Below are 20,003 nucleotides of genomic sequence, written 5' to 3'. Positions count from 1 at the left end.
GAGAGACAAGTCAAACACAGATCCATCAACTCCCCATGGCGACAGGGCCGGTTCGGCCCCCCGTACATGGGTTCGCACACCACGAAGGCCCGGATCTCGTGTGAGATCCGGGCCTTCGTCTTCAGTAGCGGGGACAGGATTTGAACCTGCGACCTCTGGGTTATGAGCCCAGCGAGCTACCGAGCTGCTCCACCCCGCGTCGTTGTGTTGCAACCGTACCACGACGCGGGGCGGGGCCGGTCAGCTCGCCGGCTTGGCGGGCTCGGCGGGCTTGGACTGGGCCTCCTCGGCCTTGCGCAGCGCCTCCTGGAGATCCTTCTGGGCCTTGGCGTACGCGTCCCAGTCGGGGCCTTCCTTGAGCGCCTTCTGCCCGGCGTCGAACGCCTTCTGGGCGTCGTCGAGGGCTTGGCGGACCGTGGGGTTCTCCGACTTCGGGGGCTCGGTCGTGTCGCTCTTGGGCGGCTCGGTGCTCCCCTTGACCCCGAACACCTTGTCCAGCGCCTGGTCCAGGGTGTCCTCGAAGGCGGTCCTGCCCTCGTAGGTGACGAGCACCTTGCGCAGCAGCGGGTACTTCAGCTCGCCGCCGCGCACATAGACCGGCTCCGCGTAGAGCAGGCCGCCGTCGAGCGGGACGGTGAGCAGGTTGCCGTACTCGACCTGGGAGTGGCCTCTGCTGAGCAGGGCGATCGTCTCGGCGATGCTCGGCTCCGAGTTGAACTGGCTCTGCACCTGTTTGGGGCCGTCCACCGTGGTGCTCGTGGGCAGCTTCAGGATTCTGATCCGGCCGTAGTCACTGGAGCGCGGATCGGAGTCCACCGCCATGAACGCGCTCAGGTTGTCCCGGCCGTTGGGCGTGAAGGTGGTCGTGAGCGAGAAGGCCTGGTCCTTCTGGTCGGGCATCTTCATGCTCAGGTAGTACGGCGGGACCGCGCTGCGGGAGTCGTTGGTCGGGTCGTCCGGGACCTGCCACACCTCGTTGCCGCTGAGGAAGGTCTTCGCGTCCGTCACGTGATAGCGGCTCAGCAGCTCGCGCTGGACCTTGAACAGGTCCTGCGGGTACCGCAGATGGGCCATCAGCGCGGCCGGGATGTCCGCGCGGGGCTCGACCGTGTCCGGGAACGCCTTCATCCAGGTCTTGAGCACCGGGTCCTTGGCGTCCCACTGGTACAGCTTGACGTCGCCGGTGTAGGCGTCGACGGTCGCCTTGACCGAGTTGCGGATGTAGTTGACCTGGTTCTGCTGGGCCACCACCGCGCGGGAGTTGTTGGTGGCGGTCAGCGAGTCGGCCGTGGTGTCCCCGAGCGTGGTGCGCGAGGCGTAGGGGAAGCCGTTGGAGGTCGTGTAGGCGTCCACGATCCACTGGATGCGTCCGTCGACCACGGCCGGGTAGGCGTCGCCGTCGATGGTCAGCCAGGGGGCGACGGCCTCGACGCGGTCCTTGGGCGTGCGGTTGTACAGGATGCGCGAGCCGTCGCCGATCGCACCGGAGTACAGGATCTGCGGCTCGTTGAACGCCACCGCGTACGCCGCCCGGTTGAGCGGGTTGCCGAGGGAGACACCGCTCTTGCCCTGGTAGCTGGTGTCCTTGTCGCCCTTGGCGTCGGAGTAGTCGATCTCCTTCTGCGGACCGCCCACGATGGAGTACGTGGTGGTCTTCTCGCCGTAGTAGATCTCCTGCTGGTAGTCGCCGAGGTCGCCCGTGGAGGGCAGGTTCTTCTCGGTGAAGACCGGGCGGCCCTTGTCGTCGGCCTCGGTGCCCTTGGCGGCGACCACGCCGTAGCCGTGGGTGTAGCGGAAGTGGTCGTTGATCCAGTTGTGCTTCGGGATGCCCGTCAGGTCCAGCTCGCGCAGTCCGATGACGGTGTCCTGGTCCTTGCCGTCCTTGGTGGGGTACCGGTCGACGTCCAGGTTCTTCGGGAAACCGTAGTAGTTCCAGATCTGCTGGAGCTGCTGGAAGGTGGGCGAGACCACGTTCGGGTCCATGATGCGGATGCTGGCCGTGTCACCGACCTGGTCGCGCAGCGTGGTCTTGTCGGAGGTCGCGGCCTTGCCCGGGTACCCGGTGACCTGGGTGTGGTCGATGCCGTACGCCTTGCGGGTCGCCGTGAGGTTCTTCTGGACGTACGGCGCTTCCTTGGCCTGCTCGTTGGGCTGGACCTGGAACTTCTGCACGATGGCCGGGTACAGACCGCCGATCAGGATGGCGGAGAGCACCATGAGGCCGAAGCCGATGACGGGCAGCTGCCAGGTGCGCCGCCACAGGGTGGCGAAGAACAGCAGCGCGCAGATGACGGCGATGCAGAACAGGATCGTCTTGGCCGGGAGATAGGCGTTGGCGTCCACGTAGCGCAGACCGGTCCAGTTGTCCGTCGCCTTGAAGCCGCTGGACTTCACCGCGAGGCCGTACCGGTCGAGCCAGTAGGCGACCGCCTTCAGGGTCACGAACACGCCGAGCAGCACCGACAGATGGCCGGTCGCGGCGGCCGAGGCGCGGGCGCCGGGGCTCGTGACGCGCAGTCCGCCGTACAGGTAGTGGGTGAGCGCGGCGGCGATCAGGGACAGGACCGTCGCGGCGAAGCCGAAGGCCAGCAGGAAGCGGTACCACGGCAGGTCGAAGGCGTAGAACGAGACGTCGAGATGGAACTGCGGGTCGCTCTCGTGGAACGGCACGCCGTTGACCCACATCAGCCAGGTCCGCCACTGGCCGGCCGCCGAGGCACCGGCGATCAGGCCGACCAGCGCGGTGACGGCGAGCAGCAGCCAGGTCTTGTACGGCGCGATGCCCATCCGGTACCGGTCCAGGCTCTGCTGCTCCATGGACATGGCGCTGAGCGGGGGACGGAGCCGGTGCGCGAGCCAGATGTTGAAGCCCACGGCCAGGGCCATCAGCAGGCCGAAGACGAAGAAGAGCCCGATCTTGGTCCACAGGGTGGTGGTGAAGACCGACGAGTAGTGCACCGAGCGGTACCACTGCCAGTCCGTCCAGAAACCCGCGAACATGGTGAAGGCCATGCCGAGAGCCGCCAGGACGCCCAGCGTCACGAGCAGGGTCCTCACCCGCCGGGACGGTCGGTCCGCTCTCGTCCGCGGTCCCGTCGGGCCTCCGCCGCGGTCCGGCATCTGGAAAGCCAAGGTGCGCACCTCGAAGTCGCTGTCGATCCGTCAGACCCTCGTGTTCGCGGGCCCTTGGCGGCCCCCCGTGATCGCGGGCCCCCACCTATGCAACTTACTCACGGTTTGCTCGGTTCCCGATTCCGGCCGGGAACGAGGCAGGATTGTGACCATGTCCAACACTCCCATGGCGGCGAACCCGCTCACCCGGGCCGTGCTCGAGATCGACGAGTACGCCTCCGGCCTCGGCTGGGACCAGCCCGCCCGCCTCTTCGCCCTCGTCGACACCGCACGCTTGCGGACCTCGGAACCCGCGCTCGCGGCCCAGCTCGGCCTGGCCGAGGACACCGGCGAGACGGGGCTCACCCCCATCGAACAGGAAGAGGTGCCCGCCGACCGGCCGCTCGACGAGTTCCTCGCCACCATCGCCTGGCCCGACGCGGTCACCGGCTGCGCGCTCACCGTCGAGCGCCAGATGCTGCCGCCGTCCGCCGAGAACCAGGTCCCGCAGGGCCTGAGCGGCGCCAAGCTGGCCCAGTGGGTGGCCTCCCACCCCGAGCGCCAGGAGGTCCGTATGACGGTCGCGGTCCTGCGCGACGGCGCCCGCGACTCCGCGATCCGGCTGCGCGAGAAGGACTCCCCGACCGAGGTCCTGACCGGCCCCGACCTGGTCCCGGGCCTGGCGGAGGCGCTGAAGGCGACGTTCGAGGACTGACCCGTCTCCGGGGCGCCTGCCGAGCGGGCGCCCCCGGCGCGTCTGCCCCCGGTCGACGCCGGTCTGCCCCCGGTCAGCGCCTGGTCAGCCCTTCGTCGTGCACTTCGGCAGCGCGGCCGTGTTCCCGGTGCGGATGTCCTTCAGGGCGCCGAGGGCGTCGTGGATGGTCCTGACCTTGACGAGGGTGAGGCCGCTCGGGGTGTCCTGGGCGGCAGCCGCGCAGTTGTCGGCGGGCGTCAGGAAGTACTGGGCGCCCTTGTCGCGCGCGCCGACCGTCTTCATCTCGATGCCGCCGATGGGCCCGACCGTGCCGGAGTCGTCGATGGTGCCGGTGCCCGCGACGAACTTGCCGCCGGTGAGGTCGCCCGGGGTCAGCTTGTCGTAGATGCCGAGCGCGAACATCAGACCGGCGCTCGGCCCGCCGACGTCCGCGAGCTTGATGTCGATGCCGAACGGGAAGGTGTGGTCGGTCCCGGCGGAGATGCCGACGATGGCCCGCTTGGCGCCGGTGTCCTCGGAGCTGGTCGTCGTGATCGTGACGTCCTGCGTCTTCGTCGCGTCCTTGTGCGCCTTCTCGGCGGCGGCCTGCTCCTTGGCCGGGACGACGGTGAAGACGACCTTCTGGCCGGGCTTGTGCCGGGTCACCAGCTTGGCCACGTCGGAGGGCTGCTTGACCTCGGTGCCGTCCACGGCCTTGATCACGTCACCCGCGTGCAGCCTGCCCTCGGCCGGGGAGTCCTTGATCACGGTGGAGACGATCACCCAGGACTTCACCGGGACGTTCAGCTCCTTCAGGGCGGCGACCTTGGCGCTCTCCTGGGACTGGCTGAACTCCTCGGCGTTCTCCTGGGTGGACTGCTCCTCGGTCTTGCCGTCCGGGTAGAGCGTGTCGTGCGGCACGATCTTGCTGTCGTGCGCCAGCCAGCCGTAGACCGCCTGCACCAGGTTCATACGGAAGTCGGCGCTGGTGACCCGGACGGTGGTCATGTTCAGATGGCCGTCCGCCGGATAGGTCTTGTGCCCCGAGATCTGCAGAACCGGCTCGCCGTCGTGCTCCCCGAGCGTGTTCACGGTCGGCCCCGGCGACATCTCCGCGTACGGCACGGGGATGAGCACCCCCGCGCACAGAAGCGCGATCAGCATCAGGGTGGAGGCGAGCATCGTCGCGGTGCGGCGTGGCATGGCACGACAGTACGGGACGGGCCTGTCAGCACACCGTCAGGGCACCCTTGTCACGCGCCGCGGGCACCCGTACGGGACTTCTCCATCGCCTCGCGGAAGCGGGCGTATCCGTCCAGCTCGGGCCCGTCGCTGCGGGCCCTGCGGGTCCGGTTGGCCCAGCTTCCCCACAGGCTCGCCACGACAGCAGCGACAACCGGAATCAGCAACCAGGCGAGCGCCGCCATGCCGACCTCCCAACCCCATGAGTGTCCGCGAACCGAATGATCAGCAGATTAACCGTTCGCACTCATAACGCTCACGCGAGGGCACCGGTTACGCAAGCGGAAGCCCCGATCGGCCCAATGTGACGATGATCAGCAGGCACCTGCCTGTGCTCAGCAGGCGCCGACCCATTCCTCGGTGCCGTCGGAGAACCGCTGATGCTTCCAGATGGGCACCTGGTGCTTGACGTCGTCGACGAGCCTGCGGCACGCCTCGAACGCCTCGGCGCGGTGCGGGCAGGACACGGCGGCGACGATGGCGAGGTCCCCGACGCCCAGGTCCCCCACCCGGTGGACGACGGCGAGCGCCCGTACCGGGTACTCGGCGGCGACCTTCTCGGCGATGCGCCGCATCTCGTCCTCGGCGCTCGGGTGACACGAGTAGCCGAGCGCGTCCACGTCGGCACCCTGGTCGTGATTGCGCACCGTGCCCACGAACAGCGAGATGCCACCGGCGGCCGGGTCGCCCACCGCCGCGTACACCTCGTCGACCGAGAGCGGGGTGTCCCGGATGCCGATCAGCTTGACGGGGTTCTCAGCGGCCTGCTCGCCGGGGTGATCGTTCGTGGGTGCCATGTCTCCATGGTGCCGCACGCCCCGGACATGCGGGAACGCGAAGCTCGGCCGAGGGGAGCAGGCGTGGCCGGGGAGGGATAGGCCAGGAGAGGTGTGCCGGGACAAGGTGCGCCCGGAGAGGTCTTCGCCGGGAGGTTTGCGCGGGTGCCGTCCTCAGATGCGGCGGCGTGCCTTGCGCGCCCGGCGGACCACCGCCGCCGCGCCCAGCAGGGCGACCGTCGCACCCGCGGCGCCCGCCGCCGTCGCGTCCTTGCGGCCCAGGCGCCGTCCGGCGACCGTGTGCCGCCCGGCGACCTCCTCGAGCAGCTCCGCCAGGACCTCCTCGTTGGTCCAGCGCGGGCGCCACCCGGCGGCGTGCAGCCTGCTGCCGCTGACCACCCAGGGGTACATCGTGTACGCCAGGTCGCCCGCCGGGGACGGGGTGAGGCCGATCCGATGGAGCCGGGCGGCGGCACCAAGCGCGACGGCCGAGGGCAGCTCCATGCGCCGGATGCCGCTCAGCTCCTCGACCTCCTCCTGCTCCAGCCAGCCGTCGCAGCCGACGGCGAGTTCCCCGTCCACCTTCTCCAGGACGGCGTACTCCAGGGCCGTGCACAGGTCCTCGACGTGGCAGAACTGCCACGCGGGCCGCGATCCGGCCACGACCAGCAGCCGGGGCGACTCGAAGTAGCGGGTGAGCGCGGTGTCGGTGCCGCCGACCAGGACGGCGGGGCGGACCACGGTGACGTTGAGGCCGGGGTGCGCCCGGGGCGCGCGCCGGGCCAGGCGCTCGATCTCCAGCAGGTCCGCGACCCCGGTGGCCTCGGCCGTCGCGCGCAGCTCGGCGTCCTCCGACAGCGGCAGCTCGTTGTCCGGGAGCGCGCCGTAGACCATGGCCGACGTGCACAGCACCACCCGGCGGACCCCGGCCGCGGCGGCGGCCGTCAGCACGGTCTGCGTCCCCCGGACGTTGTAGGCGGTGCGGGCGGCCGGATCGCTGCCGAGGTCCAGGTCGAGCGCGAGGTGGACGACCACGTCGACGCCGCGCAGCTTGTCCGCGATGGCCGGGTCGCGCACGTCGAGGATGTGCCACACCGCGTCCGCGCACTCCCCGCGCCGCTCGTCGATGGCGACGACCTGGCGGACCGCCTCGTCGGCGGCGAGCCGCTCCGTGAGCAGCGCGCCGACCCCGCCGGCCGCACCGGTGACCGCGACGACGGGGCCGCGCACGGGGGACGGGGCGGACGGGTTTCGCGCTGCGCGAACCTGCGGATCTGGGGAACTCACCGGGCGTCTCCAGCGGTTGTCTTCAGTACGGGCGCGGACGACGCGCGCGTACCAGGTGCATCCATCCTGCCGCAGCCCTTGCGTGGGCGAAGCACCGAGGCCCAATCCGGTCCGGGTGTCTACGCTGGGTGGTGAAGTCGGGCAGCCGCGCCGCCGGAGGAAACCGGTGGCCTTACCAGCCGAGGAACCCCGTGAGTGACACCCCATTCGGATTCGGCCTTCCGCCGGAGGAGCCGGAAGACGGCGACGAGGGCAAGAAGAAGGACCAGCAGAGCGGTGGTGGGCAGGGACCGGCCAACCCCTTCGGTTTCGGCGGCCTGCCGGGAGCCGGTGGCTTTGGCGGCCCCGGCGCCGACAACCCGCTCGCCGCGATGTTCGGTTCCCTGAACCCCACCGACCTGGGCGCGGCCTTCCAGCAGCTGGGCCAGATGCTCTCGTACGAGGGCGGCCCGGTGAACTGGGACATGGCCAAGCAGATCGCCCGCCAGACGGTCGCCCAGGGCACTCCCGACGGCGTCAAGGACGCGAGCGTCGGCCCCTCGGAGCGTTCCGCCGTGCAGGAGGCTGTGCGCCTGGCCGACCTGTGGCTGGACGACGCGACCTCGCTGCCCTCCGGTGCGAACACGGCCGTGGCCTGGTCACGCGCGGAGTGGGTCGAGGCCACCCTCCCGGCCTGGAAGGAGCTGGTCGACCCGGTCGCCGAGCGTGTCGGCGCGGCCATGGGCGACGTCCTGCCGGAGGAGATGCAGGCCATGGCGGGCCCGCTGATCGGCATGATGCGCTCCATGGGCGGCGCCATGTTCGGCACCCAGATCGGCCAGGCCGTCGGCGTGCTCGCGGGCGAGGTCGTCGGCTCGACCGACATCGGTCTGCCGCTCGGCCCGGTGGGCCAGGCCGCGCTGCTGCCGGTGAACATGGAGACGTTCGGCAAGGACCTCGGTGTCGCCAAGGACGAGGTGCGGCTGTACCTGGCCCTGCGCGAGGCGGCCCACCAGCGCCTGTTCGCGCACGTGCCGTGGCTGCGCTCGCACCTGTTCGGCGCGGTCGACGGGTACGCGCGCGGGATCAAGGTCGACACCGCCAAGCTGGAGGACGTGGTCGGCCAGTTCGACCCGCAGAACCCCGAGCAGCTGCAGGACGCGCTGCAGCAGGGCATGTTCCAGCCCGAGGACACGCCCGCGCAGAAGGCCGCCCTGGCCCGTCTGGAGACCGCGCTCGCTCTGGTCGAGGGCTGGGTGGACGCGGTGGTGCACGCGGCTGCCAAGCCGCGGCTGTCCTCCGCCGACGCGCTGCGCGAGACGCTGCGCCGCCGCCGCGCGAGCGGTGGTCCGGCCGAGCAGACCTTCGCCACGCTGATCGGCCTGGAGCTGCGGCCTCGTCGGCTGCGCGATGCCTCCCGCCTGTGGGCCTCGCTCACGGACGCGCGCGGGGTGGACGGCCGGGACGCGCTGTGGCACCACCCGGACATGCTGCCGACGGCCACCGACCTGGACGACCCGGACGGCTTCGTCCACCGCGAGCAGCTGGACTTCTCCGAGCTGGACAAGATGCTCGGCGAGGCGGCGGGCGGGGGCGCGGAGAAGCCCGACCTCAAGAAGGACGAGGGCGAGAGCGGCGAGAGCAAGGGCGACAAGAGCGAGTGAGCTTGTACGACGACGCGGTCCACGTCCTCAAGGAGTACGCGGACCAGGGCGAGCTGCGCGACGCCTACCTGGAGCATCTGGCCGCCCACCCGGACGGCATGTGGAAGTCCTGCCACGCCGGTCATCTCACGGCCAGCGCGCTGGTGATCGACCCCGAGCACGACCGGGTGCTGCTGACCCTGCACAAGAAGCTGCGCATGTGGCTCCAGATGGGCGGCCACTGCGAGCCCGAGGACACGACCCTGGCAAAGGCGGCGCTGCGCGAGGCCGCCGAGGAGTCCGGGATCACGGGTCTGACCCTGCTGCCCGGCGGCCCGGTCCGCCTGGACCGGCATCCGATCCCGGCGCCCTGCCACTGGCACTACGACGTGCAGTACGCGGTCCTCGCCCCGCGCGGCGCCGAGCACGCGATCAGCGACGAGTCGCTGGACCTGCGCTGGTTCGGGTACGACGAGGTCGCGTCCGTGGCGGACGAGTCGGTGGTCCGGCTGCTGGAGGCGAGCCGCGCCAGGCTCTGAACGGCGGTGAACGTGTAAGGGGCGCCCGCAATGGCGGGAGCCCCTTACGTTCGTTGCGGGTGCGGTCAGCTCCAGACGTTGCCCTGGTTCTGTCCGCGCGCGCCCTGCTGGCCCATGCCGAACTGGGCGGCGACCCCGCCGCCGATCCGCGCGTGCTGCGGCGGCATCAGCTCGCTGGGCTGCACGAGGGCGAACCCGGAGCCCATGAAGCTCAGCTCCCAGCCCTCACCGGTGCTCGCCCGCCGCCGCCACACCCCGGAGGAGTGCGTCTGGGCCTGCATCTGCACCCGCAGCGAGGTGGACCAGGCGACGATGGCGTCCGCGTCGCAGTTGACGTACTTGTCGGGCGTCACCTGCATCAGCAGCGGGGCGCCGGAGGTCATCAGGGCGACCTTGCCGTGACCGGTGATGTTGAGCTGGTACTTCCCCGACCCGGAGATGCCGTAGAGGCTGTCCACGGCGATGATCTCGTGGTGCAGCGTGGAGTCCATGGCGAGGACGTAGGCGCTGTCGACCGTCAGGCCCTCCTGCTCGACGTCCAGGACGTGCACGTGCTGGGCGAGGTTGGCGAGGTAGACGGTGCCCTGGCCGTGACAGCGCATCAGGTCCAGGCCCTCGCCGGTGTGGGCACGCGCGCGGCGCTGGCCGTGGGTGCGGTACTCGGCGTCGAACTCGACCAGACCCTGGTAGGCGACCATGGAGCCCTTGCGGGCGAGCAGGTCGTCGTGGCCCTCCAGGGTGACGCGGAGCAGCTGCGGGTTCTGCAGGCTCCAGCGCTCCTGGGTCTGGACGTCGTTGTACGCGAAAAGCGGGCTCTGCATGGTGTCTGCTCCCCCTCAGCCCCGGATCCGGAGGCGGTCGGTGCTGTCCTCGCTGGGCTGGACGACGACGATGCCCTGGCCGGAGAAGGCCAGTTGGTACGCCTCGCCGCTGCCCCGGCCGATCAGCGACTGGGCCTTGAAGCTGCGCTTGCCCTTCACCTTGAGGTTCGGGGACCAGGCCACGAGCGCGTCCGGGTCGACGAAGGTCTCGTCCTCGCCGCCGCCGCAGTCGACGACGATCGGCGTGCCGCGCGAGGTCAGCGCGACCCAGCCCTGCCCGGAGATCCGGGTGTTCCACAGGCCCTGCCCGGCGAACTTGGCCATGCCCTTGACCCGTTCGACGCTCCACGTCAGATGCGCGTCGAAGGCGAGCAGATTGGTGGCGTTGACGGAGATGCCGTCGCCGTCGAGGTGGACGACGACCACGTCGGCGCCGTAGTCCGCGAGGTAGAGCAGTCCGTCGCCGGAGCACTTCATCAACTGGGCGCCCTCGCCGGTCATCCAGTCGCGGGCGACCTGGCGGACGGCGGACGGGTTGGGCTCGTACTGGATGAACCCCTCGTAGGAGATCATCGAACCCGCGCGCGCGAAGAGGTCGTTGCCGGTCTGCATGGCGACCTTCAGCATCTGGCCGCCGTGGTTCTCCATGCGGGCGGTGACGGGTGCGGGGGCGTGGCCCGCGAGCGGCTGGTACATGTCGGGCTCCCTCAGACCTCGTACGGCTGGACGACGATGAAGTTGCCGGGGGCGCCCCGGAACTGGAGGTTGACGCTCTCCCCGGTGTCGCCCGCGTACGCGTTGCGGCGCATCCGGACCTGGCTGGAGACGATCACCTGCGCGCCCGCCGACCAGGCGACCACCGCGTGGCAGTCGGCGAAGGTCGTGGGCGTCACCGGGAGCACGACCGGGACGCCGTGCGTCTTGACGACGATCGTGCCGGTGCCCTGGAACTGCATGGTGAACAGCGCGCCGCCGGGGATGCCGTGGCCCTCGATCCGGCGGACCTCGTACTGCAGGCTCTCGTCGAAGGCGAGGACGTTCTCCGCGGAGACGCAGATCGCGTCGCCCTGCAGCTCGATGGGGTGCAGATAGGTGGAGTCGTCGGCGAGGAAGACCTGGCCCTGGCCGGTGCAGCGCATCAGCTGCATCTCCTGCCCGGTGGCGTTGCCGACGATGCGTCCGGCGAATCCGGCGCCCTTGTAGGCGAAGTCGACCTTGCCCTGGTAGAGCACCATGCTGCCCTGGCGGGCCAGCACCGGCTGACCGGCGACGCCCAGGTCCACGCGGACCAGCTTCTTGTTCTGCTGCGTCCAGCGCTGCCCGGTGGGCACCTCCTTGTACATCTGGAGCGCCGCGCCGACTCCGGCGCCGCCCTGCGGGGCGCCCTGCGGCACGCCGTACGGGGCGGTCTGCTGACCGGGGACCTGCGCGTGGCCGGGCGGCTGCGGGGCGCCGGGCGGGGTGCCGTAGCCCGGGGGCAGCGGGGCGCTCGGGATGCCCGGGGCGCCCTGGGTGCCGTAGCCGGGAGGCGGCGGCGCGGTGGGCGGCCCTGGCGGCGCGCCGTACGGCGCGGGGGCCGGGGCGGGCGGCGGGACCGTGCCGCCGGGCGGGGTGGTCAGGGGGGCGATGACCGTCGGGGCACCGTGCACGTTCGGCTCGGGCGCCGGGGGCGGGGTGAAGCCCTGGGGCGCGGGGGCCACCGGGGCCGGGGCGGGAGCGGGCGCCGGAGCCGGTGCCGGGGTCGCGGCGGGTGCCGGGGACGACGGGACGGCGAAGGCGGGCGGGGCGAAGCCGGGGGCGGCGGCCGACTGCGCGGGCGCGGCCGGGGTCTCCTCCTCCAGCACCTCGCCGCCGAAGTTCTTCAGCAGCGCCTCCAGGCCGCCGTCGAAGCCCTGGCCGACCGCGGCGAACCGCCAGACGTCCTTGAGGTAGATGTCCCCGAGCATCACGGCGCGTTCGGTGGAGAACTCGGCGCCGGTGAAGGCGTACCGCGCGACCTCCTCGCCGCCCGCCACGATGCGCAGATAGCCGGGGGCCACCTGGGACATCTGGCCGTCGCCGTCGATGGTCGCCGTGAAGGACAGCTTGTGGACGGTCGGCGGGATCCGGTCGAGCGTGACCCGGAAGGACTCGGTGTCGCCCGCCTGGGCGCCGAGGAGCTGGATGGACTCCTCCGGCGACTTCGGCTGGTTGAAGAAGACGAAGTACCGGTCGTCGGAAAGGCGCTCGTCCGCGTCCAGTCCGAAGCAGCTGATGTCGAAGGTCAGTCCGGGAGCGGAGATCTGCACACCCACGTACAGATCCGTGCCCGCCGTCAGGTCACTGATCCTGGCCTTGTGGCCGCGTTGGAATTCCCTGGTCATGCGTAACGACCGTCCCCCATCCGGAATGCGAGTGCGTCGCGCCAGGCTAACGTCACATACCGACAATGGGCGTAGCCGGTACGGAACCGGTACACAGCCGCGTCCGGGTTCTCATCCGCGCGCCTCACTCACCGCGCGCGCCGGGGACGTGCGGCAGGCGGGATGCCGCGACGACTCCTTCGAGATAGCCGCGGGCGCGCTCGGTGCGCGGATAGGACTCCAGCAGCCGCCAGAAGTCGGGGCCGTGACCGGGCACCAGCAGATGGGCCAGCTCGTGGCAGAGCACGTAGTCGATGACGTACTCCGGCATTCCCTTCAGCCGGTGCGAGAGCCGGATGCTGCCCTCGGCCGGGGTGCACGAACCCCAGCGGGTGTTCTGGTTGGTGACCCAGCGCACGGTGGCGGGGCGGGCCCGGCCGTCGAAGTACTGCGCCGACAGCCGCTCGGCGCGCGCGGTCAGTTCGGCGTCGCCCGGCACCCGCTTGTTCTCCTGGGCGGCGAGCTTGTCGAGCATGACGGTCACCCAGCGCCGCTCCTCCGCCTCGGACATCCGGGCGGGGATGAGGATGACGGTACGGTCGCCCTCGCGGTACGCGGAGACCGTGCGGCGGCGCCGGGCGCTGCGGCGGACCTCGATCGCACGCGCCGCCGTGCCGTCCGGCGACTGCTCCGGCGCGCCGCGCGACGGCTGTCCGGCGCGGGGGGACGGTTCGGCGGGCACGCCTCGACGTTACCCGCTGGGCCCCGCCGAAGTCCCCCTCCCGGCGGCCGGATACCGCTCCCCGGTCGACCCGGCACCCCTTATGCGTGTTTTGTCCGTTGAGGGTCACGAGCCGCCCGCCTGCGGAATGCTTGTACGACCATCACCCCGTGCCTGTGGACAACTCCCGTCACGCTTCCGGGAATCCGGCCATGCTGGCGTTCGAAGGCGGAGCCCGACCAGTCCGCCGGAACAGCCAGGTACGACACGAAGAGTGACGGGGGTTCTGTGATGCATCCGATGGTGAAGCCCGCACTGCGGCAGGGCTGGCGCGATCTCGACACCGTGCAGTTCGGCATGACCCCGGCGCACGCGATCACCCTCGGCCCGGTCGATCCGGCCACGGGCAGCTTCCTGCGCCTGCTCAACGGCGCCCGGGGCCTGCCGCTGCTGCGCGAGGAGGGGCGCCGAATGGGCCTGCCCGACGGTCATGTGGACACCCTGCTGGGGCGCCTCGGCCGGGCGGGACTGCTCGACGACCTGCGGGGCGGCTCGCCCGCGGCGGAGGCGCTGCGCAAGAGAGGGGACACGCTGGACCGGCTGCGGCCCGACCTCGCCTCGCTGTCGCTGTCCACGTCCGAGCCGGGCGCCGCCCTCGGGCAGCTCGCCGCCCGCCGTTCGCTCAGGGTGCGGGTGCACGGCGCGGGACGGGTCGGGGTGGTGCTGGCCTCGCTGCTGTCCGGCGCCGGGGTGGGCGAGGTCGATGTGCGGGACGTGGGCCGCGTGGAGCCGTGGGACGTGGCGCCGGGCGGACTGCCCGCCGAGTCGGTGGGCGAGCGGCGGGACGAGGCGGCACGGGCGGCCGTGCGCCGCGCGGCCCCGGACCGCCCGGTGCGCCGGGCCCGCGCCTCCCCGCCGAGCGGGACCGGCACGGCGGAGGCGGAGGCATCGCGGGCAGAGACGGGCCTGTCCCTGGTGATCGTCGCGCCGCGCGACGAGGTGGCCGTGCACGCCCCCGACCCGTTCGTCACCGAGCGGCTGACGGCCTCCGGGACACCGCATCTCTACGCCGGGGTGGTGGAGGGCACCGGTGTGGTCGGGCCACTGGTCCTGCCCGGGGAGACGAGCTGCGCGGGCTGTCTGCACGAGGACCGCACGGACGGTGACCCCGCGTGGCCGCGCCTGGTCACCCAGTGGCGGTGCGGTACGGCACGCCGGGTGGGCGCCTGTGATCTCACGCTGGCCGTCGCGGTGGCCGGACTCGCCGCCGCGCACGCCCTCACCTTCCTCGACGGCGGTCCCCCGTCCAGCGCCGGGGCCCGCTGGGAGACGTCTCTGCCCGCCCTGACCTGGCACTCTCGGCCGATCGCCCCGCACCCGGCATGTGGGTGCGGCGCAGGGGTGAAAGGAAAAGGGAAGGGAAAGGGAGCCGCAAAGGGGGAGCACTCCTCAACCAGCGGGGTGCCGCGCGCGACAATGGCGGTGCAACGGCCGTCGGCCGGGCGACGACGCGAGTCGGGCGCGGCGGGGCCGACAGGGACTTGGAGGGCGCATGTCTGATCTTCCCCGGAAGGCGGTCACCCGGACCGCCAAGCTCGCCGCGCTCCCGCTCGGCTTCGCCGGCCGGGCCACGTGGGGGCTGGGCAAGCGGATCGTGGGCGAGTCGGCGGAGATCGTCGGCCGGGAGCTCCAGCAGCGCACGGCCGAACAGCTCTTCAAGGTGCTCGGCGAGCTGAAGGGCGGCGCGATGAAGTTCGGGCAGGCCCTGTCCGTCTTCGAGTCCGCGCTGCCCGAGGAGGTCGCCGGTCCCTACCGCGCCGCGCTGACCAAGCTCCAGGAGGCCGCCCCGCCGATGCCGACCCGCACGGTGCACGCCGTGCTGGAGGAGCGCCTCGGAACGGAGTGGCGGGAGCTGTTCCTCGAGTTCGAGGACAAACCGGCCGCCGCGGCCTCCATCGGGCAGGTGCACCGGGCGGTGTGGCACGACGGCCGCGAGGTGGCGGTCAAGGTGCAGTACCCGGGCGCGGGCGAGGCGCTGCTCTCCGACCTGAGTCAACTGAGCCGTTTCGCCCGGCTGCTGGGTCCGCTGATCCCCGGGATGGACATCAAGCCGCTGATCACGGAGTTGCGGGACCGCGTCTCCGAGGAGCTGGACTACGCGCTGGAGGCCCAGGCGCAGTCCGCGCACGCGGAGGAGTTCGCGGACGATCCGGATGTGCTGGTCCCGGCGGTGGTGCACCAGTGCGAGCAGGTCCTGGTGACCGAGTGGATCGACGGCATCCCGCTCTCGGAGGTCATCTCGGACGGCACCCCGGAGCAGCGTGACCGCGCCGGGCAGCTGCTGGCCCGTTTTCTCTTCTCCGGCCCGGCGCGCACCGGTCTGCTGCACGCCGACCCCCATCCGGGCAACTTCCGGCTGCTGCCGGGCGGCCCCGAGGGCGAGGACGACTGGCGTCTGGGCGTGCTGGACTTCGGCACGGTCGACCGGCTCTCCGGCGGGCTGCCCCTGCCGATCGGCATCTCGCTGCGGCTGACGCTCGACGGCGACGCCGACCGTGTCTACCGGCTGCTGTGCGGCGAGGGGTTCATCAAGGAGTCCATCGAGCTGGACCCCGGCGCGGTGCTCGACTATCTGCTGCCGATCATCGAACCGGCCCGGGTGGATGCCTTCACCTTCACCCGCTCGTGGATGCGCGGCCAGGCCGGCCGGGTCGCCGACCCCCGCTCCCCCGCCTACCAGCTGGGCAAGCGGCTCAATCTGCCGCCCGCCTATCTCCTGATACACCGCGTGACCCTCAGCACCATCGGCGTGCTCTGCCAGCTGGGCGCGACCGTGCGGCTGCGGCAGGAGCTGGAGGACTGGCTGCCCGGGTTCGTGGCGGAGGAATCCCCCGAAGAGGGCTTCGAGGAGGAGCTGGCCGAGGAGGACGCGTCGGAGGCGCCCGCGGCCGAGGCGTGACGGACGCGCCGCGGGGGCCGGTCCGTCGGACGGACCGGCCCCCGCGGGCAGAAGGTCTCGCCTCCCCGGGAGGGGAGGCCACCGCTTCCGGTGTGCTGCTTCAGGTGTGCGCGCCTACTGCATGACGGCCATGGCGAGCGCCCGACGGGCGCGCAGCGAGGCGCGCTCCGCCCGGCGCTGCATCCGCCGGGCGGTGGCCAGGCGCATGGCCCGGCGCTCCCGCTCGGCGTCCTGCAGGCGCTCGTGCATATGCGCACGGGCCAGGGCTTCTGGGATGAGTTGCATCTCGCGGGTCCTGTTCTTCTGGCGCGAACCGGTCACGCCGTGGGTGCTGAGGTCTGAGATCGCGGAGCGCGTGGGCTCGCTGGTGGACGGCTTCATCGGGGCCTGCTTCATGGGGTCGTGCGTGAGGGGGCGGTCGATCGTTCCTGGGGTGTTCATGCCGTGACCGGGTTCTTGCGCGGGCGGCCACGGGGCCGCTTGCGGGCCACGACGACTCCCTGGACGAACAGCTCCCCGCCCCAGACACCCCAGGGCTCGCGCCGCTCCTTGGCCCCGGCGAGGCAGGCCTCGACCAGCGGGCAGGTGCGGCAGAGGGACTTGGCGTACTCCACGTCCGCCGGGGACTCGGCGAAGAAGACCTCCGGGTCGTAGGACCGGCAGGGGACGGGGGTGCCGAGGCTCTCGATGGCGTCGTCGAGCGCGGTGAGCGCGGTGAGGGGGAACAAGGCGGGGTCCTCCGTGGGGCCGGGCGGGGGGAGCGTTCGTGAGGGCGGTACGGACGGGGCGTGCGCTTCGAGTTGCACGGGGTGTTTTCCTCGTCTTTTCGTTCCGGCCGGTTGACCGGGTGTCGGCTGGGTACCGGGTCGTTCCTTGTCCCGAGGCCCCTTCGCTCCGTCGACCCCGTTCGGGGAAAACAGAAGGGCCGCGGTTCCCGGGTGGGGTTCCGCGGCCCTGAAGGCGCCGGCCTGATCGACTGTCAGGCTGGATCACTCCAGGGTTCTGGCCCACGGAAGGCCCACATCAGGTGGTGCTGCGTCGTCTGCTGCTGGAATCCGGCACCGGCCGCGAAGGCATAGGCGTGTGCCTGTGCCTCTACCGCTTCCAGTGCCTTGGTCGGTCGCTCATTCCGCTCGCGGACAGGGAGATCCGCGAGGGACAGGGCGGAGGCGGGGCGGACGGCGGAAATGCCGGACACACCGGTGCCCTGGGTGAAGGCGCCGAACATGCACAGGGAGACGGTCGAGCGATCGGTCATTTTGGCCGAGCTGCTGCTGATGCTGGTGTTGATGCTGATCACGAGACTCGCCTCCTTTCGGCGCCTTGGGGGACCGGTGAACCGGTCCGTCGGATATGTAAGTACAGCACGGAATCACAGCCTCCGAGAAGGCCGCCGTTTCCGTGTCTAGAACCTATGGGGATTCGCGGGGCGTGCGCAAACTATTTTTTCGACGAGTTCGTATCAGTCGTCAACGCGCGTCGTCCGCCGTGTTCTCGGGGTCGTCGCGGGGGTCGTTCCGCGCCTCGTTCGCCGGGTCCGCCGCGGGGTCGGCGCCCGCGCAGATGGCCAGGACGTCGGCGCCGTAGCGGCGGAGTTTGCGGTCGAGGACGCCGGGGATGCGGGACAGTTCGGCCGGGGTGTCCGGGCAGGTCTCGGCGATGGCCATCAGGGTACGGTCGGTGAAGACGCAGAAGTCCGGCTGGCCGCTGAGCCCGGCCTCGACGGAGCGCCATTCCCTGAGCCGTGCGTACAGGCCCTCGTCCATGTCGGAGGGGCAGTCCTCACAGCGCATCAGCTTCATCTCGCCCGCGTCGGTGAGCGTGCGACCGCAGACCCGGCAGCGGGCCGGGGTGCGCTGGGCCCGGCGGGGGACGGCCATGACCCCGCTGCCGCTCGCGCCTGCCAGGCTGCCGCCGGTGCCGCGCTCGATGCCGCCGAGGGCGCCGCTCCCCGTGCGGCCGACGGTCGGGGTGGTGCCGGGGCGCAGTCCGTCGAGGAAGCGGCTGGGCCTGCGGTTGGGGCGGCCACCGGGGGCGCGGGACAGCGACCAGGAGAGGTGGAGCCGTTCCCGCGCGCGGGTGACGCCGACATAGAGGAGGCGGCGCTCCTCCTCGATCTGCTCGTCCGTCTTCGCGTAGGTGATCGGCATCATGCCCTCGGCGACGCCGACCAGGAAGACGGCGTCCCACTCCAGGCCCTTGGCCGCGTGCAGGGAGGCGAGGGTGACGCCCTGGACGGTGGGGGCGTGCTGGGCACCGGCCCGCTCGTCCAGCTCCGCGACGAAGTCGGCCAGGGTGGCGCCGGGGTGGGCGGCGGCGAAGTCCTGGGCGAGATGGGCGAGGGCGGCCAGCGACTCCCAGCGCTCACGGGTGGCACCGGAGCCGGCCGGGGGCTGGGCGCTCCAGCCCTCGCCGGAGAGCACGGCGCGCACCTGGGAGGGCAGGTCGACGGCCTCGTCGAGCAGGGAGTCGTTGCCGCCGAAGCGGGCGGCGGCGCGCAGGGCGACCCCGGCCCGGCGCACCTCGGGCCGGTCGAAGAAGCGCTCGGCGCCGCGCAGCTGATAAGGGACTCCGGCGTCCGCGAGGGCCTGCTCGTAGGTCTCGGACTGGGAGTTGGTGCGGAACAGGATGGCGATCTCGGCGGCCGGGACGCCCGCGTCGATCAGCTCGCGGATGCGGCGGGCGGCGCCCTCGGCCTCGGCGGGCTCGTCGGTGTACTCGACGTGGACGGGCTCGGGTCCGGCTCCGCGCTGCGAGATCAGTTCCAGGCGGTGGTCGGCGGCGCGGCCGTGGGCCTGGGCGAGCAGGCCGTTGGCCAGGCGGACCACCTGGGGGGTGGAGCGGTAGTCCCGGGCCAGCTTGACGACCGTCGCGCCGGGGTGGCGGTGCCGGAAGTCGAGGAGGTGGTCGGGCGTTGCTCCCGTGAACGAGTAGATCGTCTGGCTGGCGTCCCCGACGACGCACAGGTCGTCGCGGTCGCCGAGCCACAGTTCGAGCAGGCGCTGCTGGAGGGGGCTGACGTCCTGGTACTCGTCCACCACGAAGTGCTGGTACTGGGAGCGCACCTGGTCGGCGATGTCCTGCCGGTCCTGGAGCACGGCGACGGTGAGCAGCAGCACGTCCTCGAAGTCGATGACGGAGCGGGCGCTCTTCAGGTTCTCGTAGGCCGCGTAGAGATGGGCGATCTCGGCCGGGTCGCGGGGGGTGTCACGGCCGGACTTCGCGGCCGCGTACGCGTAGTCGGCGGGGACGGTCTGGGTGACCTTGCACCACTCGATCTCGGCGGTGGCGTCCCGCAGCTCGCTGCGGTCCAGGCGGAGCCCGCAGGCGGTGGCCGCGTCGGCGACGAGCTGGATCTTGCGCTCGACGAGCCGGGGCAGGGAGCCGCCGACCGCCTTCGGCCAGAAGTACTGGAGCTGGCGCAGGGCGGCGGAGTGGAAGGTGCGCGCCTGCACGCCCTGGGCGCCGAGCTGGCGCAGCCGCCCGCGCATCTCGCCCGCGGCACGGTTGGTGAAGGTGACCGCGAGCACGCTGGAGGGCTGGAGGATGCCCGCGCGCACGCCGTAGGCGATGCGGTGGGTGATGGCGCGGGTCTTGCCGGTGCCCGCTCCGGCCAGGACGCACACCGGCCCGTGCAGTGCGGTGGCGACCTCGCGCTGCTCGGGGTCGAGCCCTTCCAGCACCGCGTCGGCCGAGTCCGGTGTCCGCGGGAAGAGGGGGGAGTGCGTTGCTGCTGTCACATGGCCATGCTGCCAGGTCGCCCGGGACGACCGCGCCCGTTGTCCACAGGCGGGGCCCTGCGGTCGTATGAATGCGGCGGGTGTCACAGGGGCCGTGGGGGTGCCGGGAATTACGCTCCGCTCTCCCGCGTTGCCCCACTGCACGACCC

At 71.6% G+C, this 20,003-nt stretch carries 18 protein-coding genes and 1 tRNA gene; 5 read left to right on the top strand and 14 right to left on the bottom strand.

What is annotated here, in order from left to right; all coding sequences use genetic code 11:
- Nucleotides 1–125 precede the first annotated feature (125 nt).
- Together B079_RS0103525 and B079_RS0103520 are read right to left on the bottom strand one after the other, a co-directional pair.
- Nucleotides 126–199, bottom strand: a tRNA-Met gene (locus B079_RS0103525).
- 41 nt (nt 200–240) lie between these two features.
- A complete protein-coding gene (locus B079_RS0103520; RefSeq protein ID WP_086022335.1) occupies nt 241–3,120 on the bottom strand; it encodes a UPF0182 family protein in 2,880 nt (959 codons plus the stop codon).
- Nucleotides 3,121–3,283: 163 nt separating this feature from the next.
- Here B079_RS0103520 and B079_RS0103515 point away from each other — a divergent pair, with 163 nt between their 5' ends.
- Entirely contained in the window at nt 3,284–3,826 is a 543-nt protein-coding gene (locus tag B079_RS0103515) for a PPA1309 family protein (protein ID WP_018544396.1), read from the top strand.
- Nucleotides 3,827–3,910: 84 nt separating this feature from the next.
- On the opposite strand, the gene B079_RS0103510 is transcribed toward B079_RS0103515, so the two are convergent.
- From B079_RS0103510 to B079_RS0103495, 4 genes are all read right to left on the bottom strand, one after another.
- Complete coding sequence (locus B079_RS0103510; protein WP_018544395.1) at nt 3,911–5,008, bottom strand: PDZ domain-containing protein; 1,098 nt, start codon at nt 5,006–5,008, stop codon at nt 3,911–3,913.
- 50 nt (nt 5,009–5,058) lie between these two features.
- On the bottom strand, nt 5,059–5,187 hold the full coding sequence (locus tag B079_RS36270) for a hypothetical protein (protein ID WP_267880467.1): 129 nt from the start codon (nt 5,185–5,187) through the stop codon (nt 5,059–5,061).
- Nucleotides 5,188–5,382: 195 nt separating this feature from the next.
- Nucleotides 5,383–5,844 carry a molybdenum cofactor biosynthesis protein MoaE gene (locus B079_RS0103500; RefSeq protein WP_018544393.1) on the bottom strand — a complete coding sequence of 154 codons (462 nt, stop codon included), beginning with the start codon at nt 5,842–5,844 and terminating at the stop codon, nt 5,383–5,385.
- Nucleotides 5,845–5,997: 153 nt separating this feature from the next.
- The gene (locus B079_RS0103495; RefSeq protein WP_026248310.1) at nt 5,998–7,110 is read right to left on the bottom strand and encodes an SDR family oxidoreductase; all 1,113 of its coding nucleotides are present in this window, start codon (nt 7,108–7,110) and stop codon (nt 5,998–6,000) included.
- A 191-nt stretch (nt 7,111–7,301) separates the two neighbouring features.
- Between B079_RS0103495 and B079_RS0103490 the strand changes: the two genes are divergently transcribed.
- Together B079_RS0103490 and B079_RS0103485 are read left to right on the top strand one after the other, a co-directional pair.
- Nucleotides 7,302–8,753 (top strand): zinc-dependent metalloprotease, encoded by a 1,452-nt coding sequence (locus B079_RS0103490; RefSeq protein ID WP_018544391.1) that lies wholly within the window; start codon nt 7,302–7,304, stop codon nt 8,751–8,753.
- Nucleotides 8,750–9,271, top strand: a complete 522-nt coding sequence (locus B079_RS0103485; RefSeq protein ID WP_018544390.1) for an NUDIX hydrolase — start codon at nt 8,750–8,752, stop codon at nt 9,269–9,271. Before B079_RS0103490 ends, B079_RS0103485 begins: the two co-directional genes overlap by 4 nt.
- A gap of 65 nt (nt 9,272–9,336) precedes the next feature.
- Here the strand turns inward: B079_RS0103485 and B079_RS0103480 are convergent, their stop codons facing one another.
- The 4 genes from B079_RS0103480 to B079_RS0103465 all read right to left on the bottom strand — a co-directional run bounded on the left by B079_RS0103480 (nt 9,337) and on the right by B079_RS0103465 (nt 13,176).
- The gene (locus tag B079_RS0103480) at nt 9,337–10,092 is read right to left on the bottom strand and encodes an AIM24 family protein (protein ID WP_018544389.1); all 756 of its coding nucleotides are present in this window, start codon (nt 10,090–10,092) and stop codon (nt 9,337–9,339) included.
- Between the two features lie 15 nt (nt 10,093–10,107).
- Nucleotides 10,108–10,788, bottom strand: a complete 681-nt coding sequence (locus tag B079_RS0103475) for an AIM24 family protein (RefSeq protein ID WP_018544388.1) — start codon at nt 10,786–10,788, stop codon at nt 10,108–10,110.
- Between the two features lie 11 nt (nt 10,789–10,799).
- Nucleotides 10,800–12,455: a TerD family protein gene (locus tag B079_RS0103470; protein WP_018544387.1), complete on the bottom strand. Its 1,656-nt coding sequence runs from the start codon at nt 12,453–12,455 to the stop codon at nt 10,800–10,802.
- A 124-nt stretch (nt 12,456–12,579) separates the two neighbouring features.
- Complete coding sequence (locus B079_RS0103465; RefSeq protein WP_018544386.1) at nt 12,580–13,176, bottom strand: M48 family metallopeptidase; 597 nt, start codon at nt 13,174–13,176, stop codon at nt 12,580–12,582.
- A 270-nt stretch (nt 13,177–13,446) separates the two neighbouring features.
- On the opposite strand from B079_RS0103465, the gene B079_RS0103460 reads away from it, so the two are divergent.
- Complete coding sequence (locus tag B079_RS0103460) at nt 13,447–14,715, top strand: ThiF family adenylyltransferase (RefSeq protein WP_018544385.1); 1,269 nt, start codon at nt 13,447–13,449, stop codon at nt 14,713–14,715.
- On the top strand, nt 14,708–16,114 hold the full coding sequence (locus B079_RS0103455) for an ABC1 kinase family protein (RefSeq protein WP_018544384.1): 1,407 nt from the start codon (nt 14,708–14,710) through the stop codon (nt 16,112–16,114). Before B079_RS0103460 ends, B079_RS0103455 begins: the two co-directional genes overlap by 8 nt.
- A gap of 114 nt (nt 16,115–16,228) precedes the next feature.
- Here B079_RS0103455 and B079_RS0103450 read toward each other — a convergent pair whose 3' ends face one another.
- From B079_RS0103450 to B079_RS31275, 4 genes are all read right to left on the bottom strand, one after another.
- The gene (locus B079_RS0103450) at nt 16,229–16,555 is read right to left on the bottom strand and encodes a hypothetical protein (protein WP_026248309.1); all 327 of its coding nucleotides are present in this window, start codon (nt 16,553–16,555) and stop codon (nt 16,229–16,231) included.
- Nucleotides 16,552–16,920, bottom strand: coding sequence for a WhiB family transcriptional regulator (locus B079_RS0103445; protein ID WP_026248308.1), 369 nt, complete (start codon nt 16,918–16,920; stop codon nt 16,552–16,554). Before B079_RS0103445 ends, B079_RS0103450 begins: the two co-directional genes overlap by 4 nt.
- A gap of 173 nt (nt 16,921–17,093) precedes the next feature.
- Nucleotides 17,094–17,414 (bottom strand): hypothetical protein, encoded by a 321-nt coding sequence (locus tag B079_RS0103440; RefSeq protein WP_018544381.1) that lies wholly within the window; start codon nt 17,412–17,414, stop codon nt 17,094–17,096.
- Between the two features lie 169 nt (nt 17,415–17,583).
- Entirely contained in the window at nt 17,584–19,797 is a 2,214-nt protein-coding gene (locus B079_RS31275) for an ATP-dependent DNA helicase UvrD2 (protein ID WP_018544380.1), read from the bottom strand.
- Nucleotides 19,798–20,003: the final 206 nt, after the last annotated feature.

This window comes from Streptomyces sp. LaPpAH-108, from assembly GCF_000373625.1.
GTDB lineage: Bacteria > Actinomycetota > Actinomycetes > Streptomycetales > Streptomycetaceae > Streptomyces.
This window is presented reverse-complemented; position numbering and strand designations above follow the sequence as displayed.